Consider the following 20,198-nt stretch of genomic DNA (forward strand, 5'->3'; position numbering starts at 1 on the left):
CGGCCGAACGTTGCGGGTCGGGGGTCTCGATACGCCCGCTGCGCGGGCTGCTCGACCGGCAGAAGAACCCGCTGTGCGGGCGGCTCGCCAGCAGGGGAGGTCTCCAGCGGGAGTGCTCAGCCCGATCATGCTGGTCGAGTAGCCCCGCGGGGGCGTATCGAGACCCGGCCCCGTCAGCACGTGCGTTCTGCAGACTTGGCTCCTGACGAGGGTGGGTCTCGATACGCGCGCTGCGCGCGCCGCTCGACCAGCAGGGGAGATCAGGCGGGGGCGCGGTGGGTGGCGAAGGCGAGGTCGAGGAGGGGGAGGCGGTCGCGCTCGACGACGGCCGTCAGGACGCGGTCGCCGAGGTCGGCGCCGACGCCGAGGACGTGCGCGTCGGTGTCGATCCGGAGTCCGGGGACCGGGCGGCCGTCGAGGAGGAGCGGGACGTCGTGCTCGACGCACTTCTCGGTCGCGGGGCCGAGCAGCTCGCCGGGGAGCCGGCCGCGGACGCGCTCGGCGTGGAACCGGTTCCTCAGGATGTGGTTCACGTGCTCGACGAGCACGCTCTCGGCCGAGTGCCACGGCGGGGCGGGCTCGTGCGCGACGGTCGTCCGCACCGCCTCCCACAGCCACGGGTAGCGCATCCGGGCCTTGATCGCGGTCATCCAGTCGGGCAGCGGGCGTACCGGCGGGGCGTCGAGCGAGGCGCGCTGCTCGTCGTCGAGCTCCGCGAGGTTGGCGGGGTCGTCGTGGTCGTCCGGGTTGAGCCAGAGCGTGTAGCCGATCGCCACGGACTCGATCTCGACGCGTCCGCCGGAGGAGCTCGACGACGTGCCGGACGTCCACGGCTCGAGCGACGGCTGAGGAACGAAGCCGTACAGCGGGCCCGGGAAGGCTCGCGCCACCTCGTCGAGGGTCGGCGGGACCGGGACGTCCTCGAGGCGGGCGCTCTCGTCGTAGAACATCCTCCGAGGGTGCCGCGGCGGCGCGGCGGGCGCAATGGCGGGCGGTGAGCCGGCGCGAAGCGGGGGAGGCGAGCGGCGGTCCGGCGATGGCGGGTCTCGATACGCCCGCCGCGCGGGCTACTCGACCAGCAAGGACTTCCGTTGCGCGGGCCGATCAACCAGCGAGGAGGACCGCTGCGCGGGCTCCTCGAAGGGCGGAGGGGGGCGGGTCGCTCCGCGGTGCTCGGCGGAAGCATGCTGGTCGAGTAGCCCCGCCAGGGGCGTATCGAGACCCGACGCCATCAGCACGTGTGTTCTGCAGACTCGGCTCTCGGTGATGGTGGGTCTCGATACGCCCGCGGAGCGGGCTACTCGACCAGCATGAGGGGGGCCCGCTGCGCGGGCTGCTCGACCAGCAACGGTGGTCAGGCGGGGGCGTGGCGGGTGACGAAGGTGAAGTCGAGGAAGGGGAGGCGGTCGCGCTCGACGACGGCCGTCAGGAAGCGGTCGCCGAGGTGGGCGCCGACGCCGAGGACGTGCGGATCGGTGTCGATCCGGATGCCGGGGACCCACCGCCCGTCGAGGAGGAGCGGGACGCCGTGCTCGACGCCGAGGTCCATCGCGGGGCCGAGGAGCTCGCCGGGGTCGCTCCCACCGGCGCGCTCGCTGCGGAGGCGGCTCCTCAGGACGCGGTTCACGTGCTCGAGGAGCGCGAACTCGATGCTCTGCCACGGCGAGTGCTCCTCCGCCACGCTCGTCCGCACCGCGTCCCAGAGCTGGGGGTACGGCATCCGGGCGGCGATCTCCGCCATCCACTCGGGCACGGGGCGCGTCGGCGAGACGTCGAGCGAGGGCCTCGGCTCGCCGCCGAGCTCCTCGAGATTCGCGGGGTCGTCGTGGTCGTCCGGGTTGCGCCAGAAGGTGTAGCCGATCGAGGCCTCGTCGAAGAGGATCACCCCGCCCGCATCGCGCGCCGAGGCCGAGGACACCCACTCCTCCAGGGACGGCTGCGGCGTGAGGGTGAAGAGCGGACCTCGGAAGAACCGCGTCACGACGTCCAGCGTCGGCGGCTCGGGAAGCTCCTCGGGGGACACGTACTCGTCGGCATGCATCCGTCCAGCCTCACGCGACGGCGGCGCGGTGGGCGACGCCGTTCGGCGAACCGGCGCGAGGCGACGCACCGGGGCTCAGGTCGGCGTCGAGACCGACGTCGCCGTGTCACCGCGTGCAGCTCGCGCCCGCGCCTTGATCGCCTCGATCACCTCGGTCTTGGCGTCCGAGTAGGCGTTCATGTCGGCCCAGCTCCGCTCCATCAGCGAGCGCTTGGTCGCCTCGTAGAGGGAGCGGTCGGCCGCGTCGCGCCGGAGGTGGTCGCGGAGCAGGAGGTACTCCTCGATCGCGGCGTCGCCCCGGGCGTAGAGGTGCACGTGCACGTCCCGCTCCGGGGTGCGGACGAGGCGGTGGCCGGGCTCGCGGACCCGGAGCGCGTAGCCGGCTGCGAGCAGCGGGTCGAGGTAGTCCTCCTCCGCGGTGATGTCGGGGACGGCGACGGCGATGTCGATGATCGGCTTCGCCGCGAGGCCGGGCACCGCGGTGGAGCCGATGTGCTCGATCGCGACGTCCAGCGCGGCGAGGGCCTGCGCGATCCGCCGCTGGTGCTCGCGGAACGCCTCCGGCCAGCCCTCGTCGTACGCGTGCAGTCCGACCGCGAGCGGCTCGGCGCCGCCGACGATGTCGACGGTCGTGACGTCCGGCCGGGGGTGCTCGCTGCTGTCCATACCGGAATCCTCGCAGTGCTCGCGGCCCCTGATCGCGGCGGGCGAACGTCCGGGGCAAGGGCTTGCAGCCCGCCGATCGGAGGGATTGTCTGGAGGGAGGAGAGAGAGGTGTCACCATGACGCAGACCTTCCCCGCGTGGTTGCGGGACCAGGAGAAGAGGGACGACGAGGTCGGCGAGCTCGCCCAGACCTACGCCGGCCGCGGCGACCTGCCGGAGCACGGCGGACGCGCCATCTACGACGGCTACTTCGCGAGCGAGCCCGCCTCGGCGCAGGCCTCGCTCGACCGGGCCTGGATGGAGTTCGAGGCGCACCCCGAGCCGTCCGCCACCTCGGACGAGCCGGAGGGACTGCGATGAGCGACCAGACCCCGAGCCCCGTCGAGGACCCGGACGACCAGGCCGACAAGCCCTCGCAGGCCGAGGGCGAGGATCCGCGCGACACCCCGGTCGAGGTGCTGCCCGCCGAGGGCAAGCCCTCGAAGGCCGAGGGCTGAGCCGAAGGCTCGGAGGTGGAGGGGCGTTCCCGGTGGGGGGCGCCCCTTTCCGTTGCCTGCGGTGGGGGGATCTCGATACGCCCGCTGCGCGGGCTACTCGATCAGCATGGGGTGCCTGCTGCGCTGGCTTCTCGATCAGCAGGGGGTGCCCGCTGCGCGGGCTTCTCGCCCGCATGATCCGGCGACGGCAGTCCATTCAGCAGAAGTTGCGGTACTCGCTGGCGACTACCGCAACTTTTGAGGAGGGGGGGGGGCGACGGCGGGTGGGTCAGCGGCCGACGGCGGCCATCAGCTCGTGGGCCTCGGCGCTCTCGGGGTACTGGGCGAGGACGCGCTCGAGGTCGCGGCGGGCCGGGGCGCGCCGGCCGTCGGCGAGGTGGGTGCTGGCCCGCTCGTAGAGGGCCTCGATCCGGAGCTCGACGGGTCGGGCGGTCGTGACGTTGGGCCGCACCACGCGGTCGAAGGCCTCGAGGGCGCTCTCGATCAGGCCGAGCTCGCGCAGGGCGACGCCGCGGCGGATGAGGACCGCGGCGGACGGGGCGTCGACGTTGACCACCGGCGCCGAGAACTGCGCCATGTCGCCCCAGCGCCGCCGGGCGGAGTAGAGCGAGGCGAGCGTCGAGGCGGCCAGCGTCGACGGCGGCAGGGTCTCGACGGCGGCCGTGGCGCCGGCCGGGTCGTCGACGGCGGCGAGCTCGGCGAAGAGCAGGCGCAGCGCGGTCGCGTCGAGTGGGACGTCGATGTCGAGTCCGGCGCTGAGCGGTAGATGGGCCGTGAGGACGATCCCGTAGCGGCGAAGGAACGGATCGGCGGCCGGGTCGTAGCGCATCCGCACCAGCCAGCCGGCGAGGCGGAGGGCGCGGTCGTCCTCCCGGCGCGAGAGCGCGTCGCGGACCAGCTCGATCACGGCGGCGAGCTTCGAGCCCTCGGGGGAGGCGGCGGTCGCCTCGTGCAGCTCGGCGGCGGGGGCGCCCGCGCGGATCAGGCGGATGAGCGGCGCCTCCCACGGCTGCGCCAGCGGCGAGGGCCGGACGAGACCGGGGCCGCTGGGCATCGACAGCCCGGCCGAGAGCCGGGAGCGGCTGAGGGAGCGGCTGAGGGCCGGGCCCACGACGGGGTGCAGGCGAGCACCCGCGAGGACGCGCAGCTCTCCTGCGGTCCGGAAACCGATCCCCACTACAGCACTCCCCCACTCGGGGGACCCACTCGACCCCCCAGGTCCCCAGTTTACGGGGTCCCCCGGCCTCCCTCCCCCCGAAAGGGGTCCGCGGCCGTGTCGGGAATCGGAGGAGGGCCGACGCGGCAGGGCGGACGGCCGCGAGCGGTCTCGACGGAGGGTGCGATCGGGCGGCGTCTCCCCGGGCGGTGACCCTTCGGCCATCGCCCGCGGAGACGCCCCCGTCGGGACGCCCCCGTCAGGACGCCCCGGTCAGGATGCCCCGGTCAGGGCGCCCCGGTCAGGCGACGGCCGTGAGGCGGGAGCCGTCCGCGGCGCTGCGCTCGACGGCGTCGAGCACCTGCTGCACCTGCAGGGCGTCGGCGAACGACGGCGTGGGCTGGACGCCCTCGGAAATCGCCGTGACGAGGTCGACGACCTGATGGCTGAAGACGTGCTCGTAGCCGAGCCCGTGCCCGGTCGGCCACCAGGCGGCGGCGTAGGGGTGCACCGGCTCCGTCACCTGGATGGTGCGGAAGCCCTGGGCGTCCTCGGGGTCGCGGGCGTCGTAGTACTCGAGCTCGTTCAGCCGCTCGAAGTCGAAGGCGATCGAGCCCGTCTCGCCGTTGATCTCGATGCGGTTGGCGTTCTTGCGGCCGGTGGCGACGCGGGTCGACTCGAAGACGCCGACGGCGCCTCCGCTGAGCGTCGCGGTGAACAGCGCGGCGTCGTCCACGGTGACCGGGCCGCGCTCGGCGCCCTCCTCGGCACGACCGCCGAGGCCGGCCTGCGCGGAGAGGACCGGGCGCTCGGTGACGAAGGTGCGCAGCATCGCCGAGACGCCGTCGATCGTCTGCCCAGTGAGCCACTGCGCGGTGTCGATGCTGTGCGCGCCGATGTCGCCGAGGGCGCCGGAGCCGGCCCTCTCCTTGTCGAGGCGCCAGGTCAGCGGGCCCTCGGAGTCGCTCAGCCAGTCCTGCAGGTACTGCGCGCGGACGTGCCGGATCTCGCCGAGCCGACCCTCCTCGAGGAAGCGCTTGGCCAGCGCGAGCGCCGGGGTGCGGCGGTAGCTGAAGCCGCACATCGCGAAGCCGGTCGCGGCGGCGGCCGCCTCGGTCATCGTCCGCGCCTCGGGGACGGAGCGCGCGAGCGGCTTCTCGCAGAGCACGTGCTTGCCGGCCTCGAGGGCGGCGATCGCGATCTCGGCGTGCTGGTCGCCCGGGGTGCAGATGTCGATCAGGTCGATGTCGTCGCGGGCGATCACCGCGCGCCAGTCGATCGAGGACTCGGCCGCGCCGAAGTTCTCGGCGGCGGCCCGCGCGCGGCCCTCGTCGCGGCCGACGACGACGGCGAGCTCGGGCTGCAGCGGCAGGTCGAAGAAGCGCGGGGCGGTCCGCCAGGCCTGGGCGTGGGCGCGGCCCATGAAGGCGTGGCCGATCATGGCGACGCGGAGGGGTGCTGTCATCGGGGGTCTCCTCGGAAGGGGCGCGCCGGCCGCGACCAGGAAGAGGTCGCGGCCGGCGCGGGAGGGGTCGGGTGGTGCCTGCGGGCGCGGGCGGTGTCAGGCGCGGACGGGGTCGCCGACCGGCTCGCCGGCGGCCGTCCGCAGCGGGAGCAGCTCGGGCCGCTCCACCCTGGACTCGATCTCGACGACCGCCTTCTCGGCGCTCGAGCGGAGGATCGCGTCCATGATCTCGAGGACGTGCAGCCCGAGACGGCCGGAGGCGCGGTGCGGCCGGTCCTCCTCGATCGCCTCGGCGATGTCGGCGAGACCGACGCCGCGCCCGGTGTCGACGACGCCGGCGGAGTCGGGGACGACCCGCCAGTCCTCGTCGCGCACCGCGACCTCGACCGGGTCGGAGAACATGTTCGGGTCGGGGACGGCGATGGTGCCCTCCGTCCCGAAGATCTCGAACTTCGGTGCGCGGGTGCGCCAGACCTCGAAGCTGACCATCACCGTCGAGGTGACGCCGTTCTCGTGCTCGAGCAGCGCGCTGATGTGCGTGTCGATCGAGACGGGGATCGGCGTGCCGGCGCGCGGGCCGGACTCGATGGTGCGCGGCCGGTCCGAGCGGGTCGCGAGACCGGTGACCCGGACGACGGGGCCGAAGAAGTGCACCAGCGCGGTCAGGTAGTACGGGCCCATGTCCAGCAGCGGGCCGCCGCCGGGCTGGTAGTAGAACTCCGGCGCCGGGTGCCAGCGCTCGTGGCCGGGAGCGGCCCAGTGCACCTGCGCGGCGATCGGCGTGCCGATCACTCCGGAGTCGAGCGTCTGCCGCGCGGTCTGCACGCCGGTGCCGAGCACGGTGTCGGGGGCGCTGCCGAAGCGCAGCCCCAGCTCCTCGGCGAGGTCGAGCATCGGCGCGGCCTCGGCGGGGTTCAGGCCGAGCGGCTTCTCCGCGAAGACGTGCTTGCCGGCCTTCAGCGCGCGGGTGCCGATCTCGACGTGCGCGGCGGGGATGGTCAGGTTGAGCACCGCGTCGACCTCGGGGTCGGCGATCAGCTCGTCGACCGAGAGGGCGCGGACGCCCTGCTCGTCGGCGACCTCCTGCGCACGCGCGGTGTTCAGGTCGGCGACCGCGACGAGGCGGAGGCCGGGGAAGGTCGGGAGGTTGGCGAGGTACTGCTCGCTGATCTTCCCGACTCCGATGATGCCGACTCTCAGCGGGAGGCCCACAGCAGTCCCCTCTCGATGATGGTGCGGACGTTGGCGTCCTGGAGGATCTCGACGCGGTGGCCCGGGGTCGAGACGAAGATGCGGCCCTCGCCCCACTGGCGGGTCCAGACGGCGGGGGAGGTGATCGGGCGGTGCCACGGGTCCCACTCGCGGACGGCCTGCGTGGTGGTCGCGAGCACGTCGTTGTAGTCGTCGTGCAGCACCCAGTACTGCTCGGTGGTGAGCTCGAAGTCGCCGATGCCCTGGGTGATCGGGTGGTCGGCCGCGAGGGCCGTCATCTCGATCGTGTGCGGGACGTAGTTGTCCGACTGCTCGCCGGTGCGCTCGTCCGGGTGCTTGCCCGGGTGCGAGACGAACTGGCCGCCGATCAGCTGCAGGTAGTCGGAGTTGTTGCGGTACGAGTCGGCGATGCCGCCGTGCCAGCCGGCCAGGCCGGTGCCGCGCTCGACGGCCGCGCGCAGGCCGAGGAACTCGGGCCACTCGATCGAGGTCATGGTGTTGGACTGCACGATCAGGTCGACGGTGCGCAGGTAGTCCTCGTCGGCGTAGACGGCGGTCGACTCCTCGACGCGCACCTCGAAGCCGTTCTCGGCGAGGAAGGGGAGGAACAGCTCGGTCGCCTCGACGGGCTGGTGGCCGTCCCAGCCGCCGCGGACGACGAGCGCCCTCTTGGCGGGAGTGGACGGGGGGAGGTCGGTCATCGGTGTCCTCGGGGTGCTCGGCGGATCGCTCCGCGGTTCGTCATCGAACGGTAGTTGCGCAACTCTGTTGCCGTTGCCGCCCGTGTGCGTCCAGTCTGCACCCGAGGAGAGTCGTGAGCAAGGCGGTATCCGGGTGTCTGCAATGGTCGTCTCCCCGCTGGGTTTCGCAACTCGTTCTGCTCTACAGTGGGGGCATGGACGACAGCGGTGCCGCTCCCCGGCCGACGATGGCGCGCATCGCCGAGCGCGCGGGGACGAGCGTGCCGACGGTCTCCAAGGTGCTGAGCGGCGGCACCGACGTCTCCGAGGCGACCCGGCTGCGGGTGATGGAGGCCGCGCACGAGCTCGGCTACCGGCGCCGGCCGCGGCTGCGCCCGCCGGCGGAGGACCCGCACGTCGCGCACATCGTCGACGTCGTGGTCGGCCACCTCGACGGCACCTGGATCGGGCCCGTGCTCGGCGGGATCGAGGAGGAGGCCGCGGCGGCCGGCGTCGACCTGGTGCTCACCCGCGCGCGGCCCGACGGGGAGTGGGTCAACCGGCTCCTGCGCCGCTCGTCCCTCGGTGCGATCGTCGTCCTCGTGGACGTCACGGCGGCGCAGCTGCACCTGCTCACCACGGCGGAGCTGCCCGTGGTGATCGTGGACCCGATCACCCGCCCGCCCGCCGACGTGGCGAGCGTCGGCGCGACCAACTGGGACGGCGGCCGGATGGCGGCGGAGCACCTGCTCGCTCAGGGCCACACCCGCATCGGCGTGATCGCGGGCGCTCGCGGGCAGCTCTACAGCAGCGCCCGGCTCGACGGCTTCAGCACGGCGCTGCGCGACGCGGGGGTGCCGCTGCCGCGGGAGCGCGTGGTCTACGGCGGCTGGAACCGCGACCGCTCCCGGGTCGTCGCCTCCGCGATGCTGGCGGACGCGCTGATCCGGCCCACGGCGCTCTTCGCGCTCTCGGACACCATGGCGCTCGGCGTCTACGACGCGGCCGATCTGGCCGGCCTGCGGATCCCGGACGACCTCAGCGTGATCGGCTTCGACGACGTGCAGGAGTCGGCGTGGGCGACGCCGCCACTGACCACGATCCAGCAGCCGATCGCCCAGATGGGGGCCGCCGCCTTCCGGATGCTGCACCAGGCGCACCGCGCGGCCCGGCCGCTGTCCTCGAGCGCGACACGGCTGGAGCTCGAGACGCGCCTGATCGAGCGCGCGTCGGTGGCGCGTCCGCGCTGAGGGCGGTCCGCCGGGTGGGCTGCGTACTGCTCCTCTGAGCAGTCGACCGCGCCGTTCCCCGCACCGCGGTCGAGGCGAGTAGATTATGTCTCTGGAGACATGATCGTGGAGGTGTGCTGATGACGGAGAGCTCGACCGCCGTGCGCTCCGCTCGCTCCAGCCGCGGCTTCACGCAGCAGCAGCTGGCGGACCTGACCGATGTCGATCAGGCCCGGATCTCGCGCATCGAGAACGGCCGAGACGCGGACTTCAGCACGGTGCAGCGCGTCCTGGCGGGCGCGGGGCACCGGCTCTACGCGCTGCCCCTCCAGCGGGACGATGCCGCGGACGCCGCTGTCGAGATCCGCGGACGGCTGCGAGTGGGGGATCGGGATCGCGCCCTGCGGGCACTCCTGCAGCTCAACGACAACCTCGTCGCTGAGCACGGGCTCCTCCGAGGTGTGCTGGGGCTGGCGGAGCCCGAGCCGACGCGGAACCGCGCGTGGGACGCGGCGATCGCCGCGCTCGTCGCCTGGCGTCTGGGCGAGGAGGGGCTGCCTCTCCCGGCCTGGGTGACCCGGCCCATGCGCTACCTCCCTGTCGCCGTCGTCCTCGAGATCGACCCCGCGGATCCGGCGCCGCCCGAGTCGGAGGTGCCCGAGGAGTTCCTGCGGCGCGGCGTGCACGTGTGGCGAGACACCTTCGCGAGCGTGTGATCGTGGCCGTCTCGCTCGACCGCGACGACATCATCGCGGGTCTCGCGGAACTCGTCGCTGAGCTCCATCAGCTGCAGGAGACGGCGGGCATCCGGCTCGTCGGCGGTGCCGCCCTCGCCCTCCGCTACTTCGACAGGGGCACGACGCAGGATCTGGACTCGCTCCACGTGAACCCGGGCAGTGATGACGTGGTGACAGGGGCGGCTGCGAAGGTGGCACGCAGGCACGGGTGGAGCGACGACTGGCTGAACTTCGCGGTGGAGCAGACCGGATCGGTGCCGACTCTCGGCGAGCGGGTCGTCGAGTGGGAGACGGTGTACGACCGTGCGGGGGTCGTGATCCAGGTCGCATCAGCTGATGCTCTTCTCGCGATGAAGCTTCGCGCCAATCGACCCGGTCGCGATACCAACGACATCCGTCAGCTTCTGAGTCTCTGCGAGGTCGGCACTCTGGAGGCCGCTGAAGACCTGTTCGAGAGCTTCTACCCCGGCGACGCGCTCGCCGACCGCGCCGTCGCGATCGTGACCCGGATTCTCGAGGCGGGGCTGCCGGAGAAGCCGCCCTCGCCAGGGCCGATTCTTCTCTGAGTGCCGGGAGCGCGCCGAGTCGCCCGAGAAGGCGCGTTCTCGGGGTGGAGAACGAGCCTTCTCGGGCGATTCGGTGCGGGCGCTCCCATGCTGATCGAGTAGGCCGCGGAGCGGGCGTATCGAGATCCACCCCTGCCGGACGGCGGGTCTGCGGGCTGGATGCTCGGAGGACGGTGGTCTCGATACGCCCCTGCGGGGCTACTCGACCAGCATGAATCGGCACGCCCCTGCGGGGCCGCTCGCCCACCACGGCGGGGTCGCGGCGCCGAGTCGCCCGAGAAGGCGCGTTCTCGGGGTGGAGAACGAGCCTTCTCGGGCGATTCGGTGGGGCGGGGGGCTAGAGGGCGCCCTGGGTGGGGGTGCCGGCGGGGATCGGGGACAGGCGGGTGACGACCGGGGGTGCGGCGACGAGGCCCTTGATGGCGGCGTTCAGGCGGACGACGGGGTCGCCGGCGCCGTGGGCGTCGAGGGCCTCGGCGCTGGTCCACTTCTCGAGCATGACGATGGTGCCGTCGGGGGAGTCGTGGATCGCGTAGAGCTCGCAGCCCTCCTCGCCGTGGACCTCGGCGATGGCGGGGGAGAGGGCGGCGACGAGGGCGTCGCGCTTGCCCTCGGCGGGGGTGAAGATCGCGGTGACGACGACGGGGTCGGACATGGCAGTGCCTTTCGTGGAGGGGTGGTGGGGCGGAGTCAGCGCTGCGCCGGGGCGGCGCAGCTGGAGCGGATGACGAGGTCGGCCTGGACCTCGATGTGCTGGGGGGTGTCGGGGATCCGGCCCTGCATCCGGGCCAGCACCAGGTCGACGCTGTGCCGGGCGAGCATGTCGATCGGCTGGCGGACGACGCTGAGCGGCGGGGTGACGAGCTCGCTCCACGGGTTGTCGTCGAAGACGACCACGGAGAGCGCCTCGGGGATCGCGACGCCGAGCTGGAACAGGCGGTGCACGGCGCTGCGCACCTGCGCCGTGTTGGCGACGATCAGGGCGGTCGGCGGCTCCGGAAGCGCGAGCAGCGCGGCGACGGCCTCGCCGCCGATGTCGCCGCGGAACGGGACCTCGCGGATCAGCGTCCCGTCGATCGGCAGCCCGGCGGCGGTGAGGGCGGCGCGGTAGCCGGCGACGCGCGCCTGGCCGGTCGAGGTGCGCAGCGGCCCCGAGACGATCGCGATCCGGCGGTGGCCGAGCGCGAGGAGATGATCGGTCGCTCGGGCGGCGGAGGCGGAGTTGCCGATGCTGACCACGTCGACGTCGTCGAGACCGGGGGTGGTGCGGTCGACGAAGACGACGTCGATCCCGGCCCGGCGCAGCCGTGACCACTTCTCGAGGTTCTCGCCGGACGGGGTCGCGATGACGCCGCCGACCGAGCGGTCGAGCAGGCTGGTGAGCGACTCGCCCTCGACGTGCGAGTCCTCCTGCGTCGTCATCAGGAGAACCTGGGCGCCGCGGGCGCGCGCCTCCCAGACGACGCTGTCGGCTAGGCGGGCGAAGAACGGGTTCGTGAGGTCGGGCAGGACCAGACCGATGGACAGGGTCTGACCGTGGCTCAGCTCGCGGGCCGCGGCGCGCGGCCGGAAGCCGAGCTGCTCGATCGCCTCGACCACACGGCGCCGGGTGTCGACGGCGACCGGGCCGGTCCCGTCGTTGAGCACGCGCGACACCACGGACACCGAGACGCCCGCACTGCGCGCGACGTCGCGGATCGTCGGTGCTTTCTGCACGGTTCCTCCCCAGCTGTCGGGCAATCGTATCGGCGCGGGACCGGGCCGCCGCGCTCGCTGTTGACACACTCTAATCGTTGCTGGTACAAAACTGGTACCGGTTCCACTGGGAGCCGGCGAGCAGCACTTCCCCGACGAAGACTGCGCACGACGACGACGTCCTCCGCCCCCGAGGCGGCCCTCTGCGTCCGTGCGCCCCCGGACCAGAGAGGCCACCGTGAACCTGTACAAACTCCTCGGCGATCGCGAACGAGAGGGCCGCCCCATCCGCATCGGGCTGATCGGTGCCGGGCGCTACGGCACCATGTACCTCTCGCAGGCGCGCAACATCCCCGGCGTCCACGTGGTCGCCATCGCCGACGTCAACGTCGCCCGGGCCCGCGGGGCCTTCGAGCTGGTCGACTGGCCGGCCGAGGCGATGGCCGCGGACATCCCCGAGGCGCTCGCGAACCGGACGACCACCATCGTCGACAACGCCGCCGTCCTCTTCGAGCACGACATCGACGTCATCGTCGAGGCGACCGGCAACCCGATCGTCGGCGTGCACCACGCGCTCCGGGCGATCGAGACCGGCAAGCACATCATCATGGTCACCGTCGAGGCCGACGCGCTGGCCGGCCCCGCGCTCGCCAAGCGCGCCGAGGCCGCGGGCATCGTCTACTCGATGGCCTACGGCGACCAGCCGGCCCTGATCATGGAGCTCGTCGACTGGGCCCGCACCAGCGGCTTCGACGTCGTCTGCGCCGGCAAGGGCGCCAAGTACCTCGAGCACTACCACCAGATGAACCCCGACAACGTCTGGGAGAACTGGGAGTTCAGCAAGGAGCTGACCGACTCCGGCCAGCTCAACCCGTACATGCACACCTCGTTCCGCGACGGCACGAAGGCCGCGATCGAGATGGCGGCGGTCGCGAACGCGGCGGGCCTGGTGCCCTCCGACTCCGGCCTCACGTTCACGCCGGGCGATGTGGAGGAGATCGCGACGATCAGCCGGCCGAGCTCGATCGGCGGCGCCCTCGACCACGAGGGGACGGTCGACGTGATGTCGAGCGTCCGGCGCGACGGCTCCCTCATCCCGCACAACACGCAGGAGGGCGTCTACGTCGTGGTCAAGGCGACGAACCCCTACGTGTCCACCTGCTTCGACGAGTACCCGTGGCACCCGGACCCGACCAAGCAGTACGCGGCGCTCTACCGGCCGTACCACTACGTCGGTCTCGAGCTGAACGTGTCGATCGCCAACGCGGCGCTGCGCGGCATCTCGACCGGGCACCCCGAGGGCTTCTACGGCGACGTCGTCGCGACCGCGAAGAAGGACCTCAAGGCCGGCGAGTTCCTCGACGGCGAGGGCGGCTTCACCGTCTACGGCAAGCTCGTCTCCGCGAAGCACTCGGTCGCCATCGGAGCGCTCCCCGTCGCCCTGGCCCACCACGTCGAGCTGCGCCACGACATCGCGCAGGGCGCGACGGTCGGCTGGGACGACGTGATCATCGACGAGTCGCTCGCCGAGGCGCTCGAGCTGCGCCGCGAGACCGAGGCGCTGCTCGCCTCCTGACCCCCTCGGGCCGGGCGCGTCCTCCGCCCGGCCCGCCTCCGCACCACCCTCGCGATCCGCGACCCCGCACACCCCGCCCCACCTTCCGATGACGAAAGGCCCCCTCCCATGTCCTTCCCCACCCGCGCCACCGGCGCCGCCCTCGCCGGGCTCGCCTCCCTGACGCTCCTCGTCGGCTGCTCGGCCTCGCCCGACAGCGACGGCGGAGGTGCCGCCGCCGGCGGCTCCGGCGCCGACATCGTGTCGCTCGTCGACTCGTCCGCGCAGACCCCGGTCGACGAGGTCACCTCCTCGCTCGGCGACCCGGCCGTCCCCGACGGCGCCAAGCTCTGCTACATCACCCGCACCCTCTCGAACGAGTTCTGGGGCTACGAGCGCGACGGCTTCGAGAACCGCGCGAAGGAGCTCGGCGTCGACTACCAGACCTTCGACGTCACGGACGAGTCCTCGATCACCGAGCAGCTCGACAAGGCCAAGAGCGCGATGAACCAGGGCTGCACCGCGATCCTCGCCTCGCCCATCTCGGCGACCGGCCTCGACTCGGTCTTCGAGTCCGCCCTCGCCGACGGCATCCCGGCCGTCGTGCTGAACGACGCGAAGAGCGACGTCCCCGGTGTCGTCTACGTCGGCCCCGACGCGACCACCATCGGTGCCACGGCCGCCGACTACATCGCGGACCTGCTGCCGGACGGCGGCCAGGTCGCGATGATCGAGGGCGACCCCGGCTCCTCCAACGCGATCAACCGCGGCGACGGCTTCACGGCCGCGCTCGCGAAGCACGAGAACCTCGAGCTCGTCGCCTCGCAGACCGCCTCGTGGGACCAGACCAAGGCGCAGGAGATCGCGACCACGATGCTCACCGCGAACCCCGACATCAAGGCGTTCTACTCGCAGAACGACGGCATGGCGCTCGGCGTGCAGGCCGCCATCGACGCGAAGGGCCTCACCGGGAAGGTGATCCTCGTCGGCACCGACGGCATCCCGCAGGCCAAGAAGCAGATCCTGGCCGGCGACTACACCGCCACCGTCAGCGAGCTGCCGACGACGGAGGGCGCGACCGGCGTGGACGCCGCGCTCTGGCTCCTCGCCGGCAAGGAGGTCCCGGGCTGGATCGACGTGCCGGCCTTCATCATCGACAGCGAGAACGTCGCCGACTACGAGACCGGGATGCCGTGACCCGCGGCTGACCCCCGCACTCCGCCGGAGACCCCTCCGGCGGAGTGCGCTCCCAGCAAGGTCCCTCTCGATCAGGAAAGAAGACGGAACATGGCCGAGCATCTGCTCGAGGTCCGCGGCATCGCGAAGTCGTTCCCCGGCGTCCGCGCCCTGGACGGCGTGAGCTTCACCCTCGAACGCGGGGAGATCCGCACGCTCGCGGGCGAGAACGGCGCGGGGAAGAGCACCCTGCTCAACATCCTCGGCGGCGCCCTCCGCCCCGACCGCGGCTCGATCACCATCGACGGCGTGCGGCGGATGGAGTACACCTCGCGCCAGGCGCTCGCGGAGGGGGTGCGGATCGCGCACCAGGAGCCGGCCATCGTGCCCCAGCTCACGGTGACGCAGAACCTGCTGCTCGGGCGCACGCGCACGCAGCGCGCCTCCGCCCAGGACGACCTCGACCAGGCCCTCCAGGACGTCCACCGGATGGGCTTCCCGATGGACGGGCGGACGCCGGTCGGCCGGCTGAGCCCGGCGCAGCGGCACGCGCTCACCATCGCGCGGGCGTTCGCCTTCGGGGCCAAGATCGTCGCTCTGGACGAGCCGACGACCAGCATGCTCGAGCACAACGTGGAGGGCGTGCTGACCCGGGTGCGCGAGATCGCGCACGGGCGGGGCGTCGGCGTGATCTACGTCTCGCACAAGATGCCGGAGGTGATGAGCGTCTCGGACACGGTCGTCGTCCTCCGCGACGGGCGGCCCGCCTACGACGCGCCGATCGCCGAGACGTCCTCCGAGGACATCGTCCGGCGGATGGTCGGGCGCGAGCTGCTCTCGTTCGAGCGGCGGCACCCGGTCGCCGCGGACGCCGAGGTGCACTTCGAAGCCTCCGGCGTCACGCACCCGAGCGGCGTCGGGCCGGAGTCGATCCAGGTGCGGCGCGGCGAGGTCGTCGGCATCGCGGGCCTGGTCGGCTCGGGGCGCACCGAGTTCCTCCGCGCGCTGATCCGCGCCGACGAGGGCAGCGAGGGCACGGTCCGGCTCGCCGGCCGCACGCTCAAGGTGCGCTCGCCGCGCGACAGCCGCGACGCGGGGATCGCCTTCATCCCGGAGGACCGCAAGCACCAGGGACTCGTGCTGCAGACCCCGGCCTACGCGAACGTCGCCCTCACCTCCGATCGGCAGCTCAACGGCTTCGGTCCGTTCATCAGCACGAAGCGGCAGATCGCGACGGCGGAGGAGATGGGCCGGCGGATGTCGCTGCGCCCGGCCGACGTCCGGCTGAACGCCCGCCAGTTCTCCGGCGGCAACCAGCAGAAGATCGTGATCGCGAAGTGGATCTGGCTCGGCGCGAGCGTCTTCCTCTTCGACGAGCCGACCAAGGGCGTCGACGTCGGCGGCAAGGTCGAGATCTACGAGCTCATCGACCAGCTCGCCTCCGAGGGGCACGCGGTGATCGTCGTCTCGAGCGACCTGCCCGAGATCATCTCCCTCAGCGACCGGGTCCTCGTCATGAGGGCGGGCCGCTTCGTCTCCGAGCACATCGGCGACGACATCACCGAGCACAGCATCGTCACCAACGCCATGGGCGTCGCGAAAGGAATCTCATGACCTCCCCCGAGACCGGGGGCGTCGCCACGCCGCCCCGCCGCTCCTTCAACCTGCAGGCCTTCGGCATCTACCTCGCCGCGGTCGTCCTCTTCGTCGTCCTCGGCGTCCTGAACCCGAACTTCCTCACCCTCGGCAATCTCCGCGACGTCGCGGTGTCGGCGAGCGTGAACGCGATCATCGGCATCGGGCTGACCTTCGTCATCATCACCGGCGGCATCGACCTCGCGGTCGGCGCGATGGCCAGCTTCGTCGGCATCGTCAGCGCTTCGCTGCTGGTCAACGGCGGGGTGCCGCCGCTGCTCGGGCTGGCCGCGGGCATCGTCCTCGGCCTCGTCTGCGGCGGGATCAACGGGCTGCTGGTCACCAAGCTGAACCTGCCGCCGTTCATCGCGACGCTCGGCACGATGAGCGTCTTCCAGGGCGGCGCGTACGTCGCCACGAACGGCAAGCCGGTCTACGACGTGCCGAAGGAGTTCATCCTGCTGCTCAACAGCTACGTCGGCGGTGTGCCCGTCGTCGTGCTGATCGTGGCGGTCGTCGGCATCGCGGCCTGGCTGCTGCTGCGCAAGACCGTCTTCGGCCAGAACGTGATCGCGGTCGGCGGCAGCGAGGAGACCGCCTGGCTCTCGGGCGTGCGGGTGCACCGGGTGAAGATCGCGGTGTACTGCATCTCCGGCGGTCTCTCGGCGCTGGCCGGCCTGGTGATCGTCGCCCGGATCAACGCGGCGCAGCCGGACGCGGGCAGCCCGTACCAGCTGACCGCGATCGCGGCCGCGGTGATCGGCGGCGCGAACCTGATGGGCGGCGAGGGCCGCATCGCGGGCACCCTGGTCGGTGCGCTGATCCTCGGCGCGCTCACCAACGGCCTGGTGCTGCTGAACGTGCCGAGCTTCTACGAGCAGATCGTGACCGGACTCGTCGTCCTCATCGCGGTCACCCTCGACCAGGGCAGCAAGGGCTGGCCGATGCTCTCGCGGGGAAGGAAGAAGCAGCGCGAGGACGTCGCGGCGCCGCCCACCGAGTCGACGCCGTCGGTGCGCGCGTGACGGCGCGGCGGAGCGCGACGGCGCGGCTGACGACGCTCGACGGTGCCCGCGTCCTCGTGACGGGCGGCTGCGGCCTGATCGGCCGGCCCACGGTCGGGGCGCTGCTGGCGGAAGGGGCGGTGGTCACCGTCCTGGACCGCGTCGCGTCGGACGCGGACGTCCGCTCGATCGTCGGCGACGTGACCGACCCGGCCGTGCTGGCGGAGGCGGTGGCCGGGCAGGACGCGGTGGTGCACCTGGGCGGCTACGCCGGGCTGGGCATGGCGGACGCGGTCGAGACCTACCGGGTGAACGCGGTGGGCAGCTTCGCGGTGTTCGCCGCCGCCGCCGGGGCCGGGGTCGCGGAGGTCGTCTACGCCTCGAGCATCAACGCGAACGGCTACCCGCTCGGCGCCGAGCAGGTGCTGCCGCCCGTCTTCCCCTACTCCGAGGACGCGCAGCCGCGGATCTCGGACGAGTACTCGCTGTCGAAGCTCGCGACCGAGGACGCGGCGCGGATGGCGCACGCGACCTGGGGGCTGAGCCTCACCGGGCTGCGCTACCCGCTGGTCCGCGACATCACCGTGGACGGCGGCCGCGTGTTCGGCGCGCACCTGCGAGCGGTGCTGGCGGCCGACCCGCGACGGCAGGCGGCGGAGGGCTGGAGCTATCTCGACGCCGCCGACTCGGCGCGGGCCGTGCTCGCGGCGCTGCTGCACGAGACACCGCCGGCGCCGGGGATCCTGGTCGCCGCTCCGCTCACCTATCTGCGCGGGAGCACCGCGGACGCGCTCGACGCGATCGCCCCGGACGTCCCGCGCGGGCGGCTCGAGGGGCGCGCGGTCGGGCTCGACCTGACCCGCTCCCGCGAGCTGCTCGGCTTCGAGGCGCGGGTGCTGCTCGACGACGTCGCACCGCAGGAGCTCGCCGACGTGGCGCCCGCGGGGTACGGCGCGTGAAGCTCTCGCTGCTCGGCCTCGGACCGATGGGCGCGCCCATGGCGCGGAACCTGCTCGCGGGCGGGGCGCTCACGGTGTGGAACCGGACGGCGTCGCGGGCCGCGCCCTTCGCGGAGCTCGGCGCCGTGGTCGCGCCGACCCCTGCGGCGGCGGCCGGCGACGTCGTGCTGACGGTGCTGCCCGATCTGGTGCAGGTGGAATCGCTGCTCGAGCGCGAGGACGGCCTGCTCGCGGGCTGGCGCGCGGCGGGGATCGCCGCTCCGGTGCTCGTCGTGCACGGCACGATCTCGCCGGTCGCGGTCGCGGGGCTCGCCCGCCGCCTCGCCGCGGAGCACGGTGTGCAGGTGGTCGACGCCCCGCTCAGCGGCGGAACGGTCGGCGCCCGCGACGCGACGCTCAGCATCATGGTCGGCGGCGCCGACGAGCCGGTGGCCCGCGTGCTCCCCGTCTTCGAGCGGCTCGGGCGCACGGTCCGCCACCTCGGGCCGAGCGGAGCGGGCGCCACCGCCAAGCTCTGCAACCAGATCGTCGTCGCCGGCACGGTCGCCGTGGTGTCGGAGGCGCTGCTGCTCGCCCGGAGCGCCGGTCTCGACCCCGCCACGGTCGTCGAGCTTCTGCAGGGTGGACTGGCGCGCACCGAGGTCCTGGAGCAGAAGAGCCGCAAGTGGCTCGACGAGGACTTCGCCGAGGGCGGCAGCGCCCGCAACCAGCTCAAGGACCTGCGCTTCGTCGCCGAGTCCGCCGCCGCGGAGGGCGTCGTGCTGCCGACCACCGCCGCGGTGACCGCGCTGTTCGAGAGGATGATCGCCGAGGGCGACGGCGACCTCGACCACACCGGCGTGCACCGCACGCTCGCCGGGCTCGCCCGCCGACCGGAGGAGCCGCATGCCTGACCTCGTCGTCATCGACGCGCACCACCACCTCACCGACCTGCGCCGCTCGTACCCGTGGCTGGAGGGACCCGCCGAGCCGTTCCGCTACCACGGCGACGACCGCCCGCTCCGCCGCTCCTACAGCGTCGACGACTACCGCGCGGACGCCCGCGACGTGACGCTGCTCGCCTCGGTGCACGTCGAGAACGGTGCCGCCGACGCGCTCGCCGAGACCGCGTGGATCGACGCGCTCGCCCGGGAGAGCACGGTGCCGACCGTCCACGTCGCGCACGTGTCGCTGCTCGATCCGGAGGCGCCGCGGCTGCTCGAGGAGCACGCCGCGTTCGCGGTCACCCGCGGCGTCCGCGACATCCTGAACTGGCATCCGGACCCGGTCTACAGCCACCGGGACCGGGGCGACGTCCTCGGCGATCCGGTCTGGCGGGCGAACTTCGGCCGGCTGCAGGGGCTGGGGCTCTCGTTCGATCTGCAGGTGTTCCCCGCGCAGCTCGCGGAGGCGGCGGCGCTCGCCGCGGACTTCCCGGAGACGGCGATCGTGCTCGATCACCTGGGCATGCCGATCGGGCGCGATCCGGAGTCGGTCGCCGAGTGGCGCGCGGGCCTGGCCGCGGTCGCCGCGCAGGAGAACACCGTCGTCAAGATCTCGGCGCTCGGCACCAACGACCACTCCTGGACCCGGGAGTCGATCGCGCCGTTCGTCCTCGAGACCCTGAAGGTCTTCGGTCCGGACCGGTCGATGTTCGGCAGCAACTTCCCCGTGGACGGGCTCTACAGCTCCTTCACCGAGCTGTACTCGGCGTTCGACGCGCTGACGGCGCAGCTCTCACCGGCTGAGCGGCTCGCGGTGTTCGCGGGGACGGCCGACCGGTTCTACCGGATGGGGGTGGCGCTGCCGCGAGCGGAGTGACGCGACGGCGTCCGCGGAGAGGTCGCGTTGCTCTCCCGGTCGCCTCTCGACCGGTCGGCGGCTCGGGCCTACAGTGGCTGCGACGGCGGTCCGGGACGACTCCGGGCAGGCCGTCGCCGAGCGGAG

The 20,198-nt window shown here is 72.8% G+C and carries 21 protein-coding genes; 12 read left to right on the forward strand and 9 right to left on the reverse strand.

The genetic code is table 11. The features are described from left to right. Nucleotides 1-260: 260 nt before the first annotated feature. From EDF45_RS13025 to EDF45_RS13035, 3 genes are all read right to left on the reverse strand, one after another. Nucleotides 261-950 carry a hypothetical protein gene (locus EDF45_RS13025; RefSeq protein ID WP_123736356.1) on the reverse strand — a complete coding sequence of 230 codons (690 nt, stop codon included), beginning with the start codon at nucleotides 948-950 and terminating at the stop codon, nucleotides 261-263. A gap of 404 nt (nucleotides 951-1,354) precedes the next feature. Further along, the gene (locus EDF45_RS13030) at nucleotides 1,355-2,041 is read right to left on the reverse strand and encodes a hypothetical protein (protein ID WP_123736355.1); all 687 of its coding nucleotides are present in this window, start codon (nucleotides 2,039-2,041) and stop codon (nucleotides 1,355-1,357) included. A gap of 75 nt (nucleotides 2,042-2,116) precedes the next feature. After that, nucleotides 2,117-2,707: a GrpB family protein gene (locus EDF45_RS13035; RefSeq protein ID WP_123736354.1), complete on the reverse strand. Its 591-nt coding sequence runs from the start codon at nucleotides 2,705-2,707 to the stop codon at nucleotides 2,117-2,119. 116 nt (nucleotides 2,708-2,823) lie between these two features. On the opposite strand from EDF45_RS13035, the gene EDF45_RS13040 reads away from it, so the two are divergent. Both EDF45_RS13040 and EDF45_RS21285 read left to right on the forward strand, forming a co-directional pair. Further along, nucleotides 2,824-3,066, forward strand: coding sequence for a hypothetical protein (locus EDF45_RS13040; RefSeq protein WP_123706469.1), 243 nt, complete (start codon nucleotides 2,824-2,826; stop codon nucleotides 3,064-3,066). Beyond that, entirely contained in the window at nucleotides 3,063-3,203 is a 141-nt protein-coding gene (locus tag EDF45_RS21285) for a hypothetical protein (protein WP_159421935.1), read from the forward strand. Before EDF45_RS13040 ends, EDF45_RS21285 begins: the two co-directional genes overlap by 4 nt. 268 nt (nucleotides 3,204-3,471) lie before the next feature. Here EDF45_RS21285 and EDF45_RS13045 read toward each other — a convergent pair whose 3' ends face one another. The 4 genes from EDF45_RS13045 to EDF45_RS13060 all read right to left on the reverse strand — a co-directional run bounded on the left by EDF45_RS13045 (nucleotide 3,472) and on the right by EDF45_RS13060 (nucleotide 7,737). Beyond that, nucleotides 3,472-4,380, reverse strand: coding sequence for a tetratricopeptide repeat protein (locus EDF45_RS13045; RefSeq protein WP_123736353.1), 909 nt, complete (start codon nucleotides 4,378-4,380; stop codon nucleotides 3,472-3,474). A gap of 280 nt (nucleotides 4,381-4,660) precedes the next feature. Continuing rightward, nucleotides 4,661-5,824: a Gfo/Idh/MocA family protein gene (locus tag EDF45_RS13050; RefSeq protein ID WP_123736352.1), complete on the reverse strand. Its 1,164-nt coding sequence runs from the start codon at nucleotides 5,822-5,824 to the stop codon at nucleotides 4,661-4,663. Between the two features lie 96 nt (nucleotides 5,825-5,920). Continuing rightward, complete coding sequence (locus tag EDF45_RS13055; protein WP_123736351.1) at nucleotides 5,921-7,036, reverse strand: Gfo/Idh/MocA family protein; 1,116 nt, start codon at nucleotides 7,034-7,036, stop codon at nucleotides 5,921-5,923. Then, on the reverse strand, nucleotides 7,021-7,737 hold the full coding sequence (locus EDF45_RS13060) for a ThuA domain-containing protein (RefSeq protein WP_123706473.1): 717 nt from the start codon (nucleotides 7,735-7,737) through the stop codon (nucleotides 7,021-7,023). The genes EDF45_RS13055 and EDF45_RS13060 overlap by 16 nt, the downstream gene beginning before the upstream one ends. A gap of 194 nt (nucleotides 7,738-7,931) precedes the next feature. Here EDF45_RS13060 and EDF45_RS13065 point away from each other — a divergent pair, with 194 nt between their 5' ends. The 3 genes from EDF45_RS13065 to EDF45_RS13075 all read left to right on the forward strand — a co-directional run bounded on the left by EDF45_RS13065 (nucleotide 7,932) and on the right by EDF45_RS13075 (nucleotide 10,248). Further along, nucleotides 7,932-8,966 (forward strand): LacI family DNA-binding transcriptional regulator, encoded by a 1,035-nt coding sequence (locus EDF45_RS13065; RefSeq protein WP_207901695.1) that lies wholly within the window; start codon nucleotides 7,932-7,934, stop codon nucleotides 8,964-8,966. Between the two features lie 119 nt (nucleotides 8,967-9,085). Then, entirely contained in the window at nucleotides 9,086-9,661 is a 576-nt protein-coding gene (locus tag EDF45_RS13070; protein ID WP_123741029.1) for a helix-turn-helix domain-containing protein, read from the forward strand. A 2-nt stretch (nucleotides 9,662-9,663) separates the two neighbouring features. Beyond that, a complete protein-coding gene (locus tag EDF45_RS13075) occupies nucleotides 9,664-10,248 on the forward strand; it encodes a hypothetical protein (RefSeq protein WP_148060273.1) in 585 nt (194 codons plus the stop codon). A gap of 337 nt (nucleotides 10,249-10,585) precedes the next feature. On the opposite strand, the gene EDF45_RS13080 is transcribed toward EDF45_RS13075, so the two are convergent. Further along, nucleotides 10,586-10,903, reverse strand: coding sequence for a putative quinol monooxygenase (locus EDF45_RS13080; protein ID WP_123736348.1), 318 nt, complete (start codon nucleotides 10,901-10,903; stop codon nucleotides 10,586-10,588). 35 nt (nucleotides 10,904-10,938) lie between these two features. Beyond that, nucleotides 10,939-11,964, reverse strand: a complete 1,026-nt coding sequence (locus EDF45_RS13085; RefSeq protein WP_123736347.1) for a LacI family DNA-binding transcriptional regulator — start codon at nucleotides 11,962-11,964, stop codon at nucleotides 10,939-10,941. A 217-nt stretch (nucleotides 11,965-12,181) separates the two neighbouring features. Between EDF45_RS13085 and EDF45_RS13090 the strand changes: the two genes are divergently transcribed. From EDF45_RS13090 to EDF45_RS13120, 7 genes are all read left to right on the forward strand, one after another. Then, nucleotides 12,182-13,519, forward strand: a complete 1,338-nt coding sequence (locus EDF45_RS13090) for an NAD(P)H-dependent oxidoreductase (protein ID WP_123446901.1) — start codon at nucleotides 12,182-12,184, stop codon at nucleotides 13,517-13,519. A gap of 108 nt (nucleotides 13,520-13,627) precedes the next feature. Beyond that, the gene (locus EDF45_RS13095; RefSeq protein WP_123736346.1) at nucleotides 13,628-14,695 is read left to right on the forward strand and encodes a substrate-binding domain-containing protein; all 1,068 of its coding nucleotides are present in this window, start codon (nucleotides 13,628-13,630) and stop codon (nucleotides 14,693-14,695) included. Between the two features lie 90 nt (nucleotides 14,696-14,785). Then, on the forward strand, nucleotides 14,786-16,288 hold the full coding sequence (locus tag EDF45_RS13100) for a sugar ABC transporter ATP-binding protein (RefSeq protein ID WP_123736345.1): 1,503 nt from the start codon (nucleotides 14,786-14,788) through the stop codon (nucleotides 16,286-16,288). Beyond that, nucleotides 16,285-17,334, forward strand: a complete 1,050-nt coding sequence (locus EDF45_RS13105) for an ABC transporter permease (RefSeq protein WP_123446898.1) — start codon at nucleotides 16,285-16,287, stop codon at nucleotides 17,332-17,334. The genes EDF45_RS13100 and EDF45_RS13105 overlap by 4 nt, the downstream gene beginning before the upstream one ends. Next, complete coding sequence (locus EDF45_RS13110) at nucleotides 17,331-18,272, forward strand: NAD(P)-dependent oxidoreductase (protein ID WP_185020177.1); 942 nt, start codon at nucleotides 17,331-17,333, stop codon at nucleotides 18,270-18,272. The genes EDF45_RS13105 and EDF45_RS13110 overlap by 4 nt, the downstream gene beginning before the upstream one ends. Next, nucleotides 18,269-19,165: an NAD(P)-dependent oxidoreductase gene (locus EDF45_RS13115; RefSeq protein WP_260312183.1), complete on the forward strand. Its 897-nt coding sequence runs from the start codon at nucleotides 18,269-18,271 to the stop codon at nucleotides 19,163-19,165. Before EDF45_RS13110 ends, EDF45_RS13115 begins: the two co-directional genes overlap by 4 nt. After that, nucleotides 19,158-20,072, forward strand: coding sequence for an amidohydrolase (locus EDF45_RS13120; RefSeq protein WP_123736343.1), 915 nt, complete (start codon nucleotides 19,158-19,160; stop codon nucleotides 20,070-20,072). The genes EDF45_RS13115 and EDF45_RS13120 overlap by 8 nt, the downstream gene beginning before the upstream one ends. The last annotated feature ends 126 nt before the right edge of the window (nucleotides 20,073-20,198 follow it).

The sequence above is a fragment of the Rathayibacter sp. PhB186 genome, assembly GCF_003751825.1.
GTDB lineage: Bacteria > Actinomycetota > Actinomycetes > Actinomycetales > Microbacteriaceae > Rathayibacter > Rathayibacter festucae.

Bases quoted from the DNA above. Each gene is read 5' to 3' on its own strand.
- EDF45_RS13105 (WP_123446898.1), top strand. From the start codon at position 16,285: ATGACCTCCCCCGAGACCGGGGGCGTCGCCACGCCGCCCCGCCGCTCC.
- EDF45_RS13100 (WP_123736345.1), top strand. From the start codon at position 14,786: ATGGCCGAGCATCTGCTCGAGGTCCGCGGCATCGCGAAGTCGTTCCCC.
- EDF45_RS13035 (WP_123736354.1), bottom strand. From the start codon at position 2,707: ATGGACAGCAGCGAGCACCCCCGGCCGGACGTCACGACCGTCGACATC.
- EDF45_RS21285 (WP_159421935.1), top strand. From the start codon at position 3,063: ATGAGCGACCAGACCCCGAGCCCCGTCGAGGACCCGGACGACCAGGCC.
- EDF45_RS13040 (WP_123706469.1), top strand. From the start codon at position 2,824: ATGACGCAGACCTTCCCCGCGTGGTTGCGGGACCAGGAGAAGAGGGAC.
- EDF45_RS13025 (WP_123736356.1), bottom strand. From the start codon at position 950: ATGTTCTACGACGAGAGCGCCCGCCTCGAGGACGTCCCGGTCCCGCCG.
- EDF45_RS13095 (WP_123736346.1), top strand. From the start codon at position 13,628: ATGTCCTTCCCCACCCGCGCCACCGGCGCCGCCCTCGCCGGGCTCGCC.
- EDF45_RS13120 (WP_123736343.1), top strand. From the start codon at position 19,158: ATGCCTGACCTCGTCGTCATCGACGCGCACCACCACCTCACCGACCTG.
- EDF45_RS13060 (WP_123706473.1), bottom strand. From the start codon at position 7,737: ATGACCGACCTCCCCCCGTCCACTCCCGCCAAGAGGGCGCTCGTCGTC.
- EDF45_RS13070 (WP_123741029.1), top strand. From the start codon at position 9,086: ATGACGGAGAGCTCGACCGCCGTGCGCTCCGCTCGCTCCAGCCGCGGC.
- EDF45_RS13030 (WP_123736355.1), bottom strand. From the start codon at position 2,041: ATGCATGCCGACGAGTACGTGTCCCCCGAGGAGCTTCCCGAGCCGCCG.
- EDF45_RS13080 (WP_123736348.1), bottom strand. From the start codon at position 10,903: ATGTCCGACCCCGTCGTCGTCACCGCGATCTTCACCCCCGCCGAGGGC.
- EDF45_RS13050 (WP_123736352.1), bottom strand. From the start codon at position 5,824: ATGACAGCACCCCTCCGCGTCGCCATGATCGGCCACGCCTTCATGGGC.
- EDF45_RS13065 (WP_207901695.1), top strand. From the start codon at position 7,932: ATGGACGACAGCGGTGCCGCTCCCCGGCCGACGATGGCGCGCATCGCC.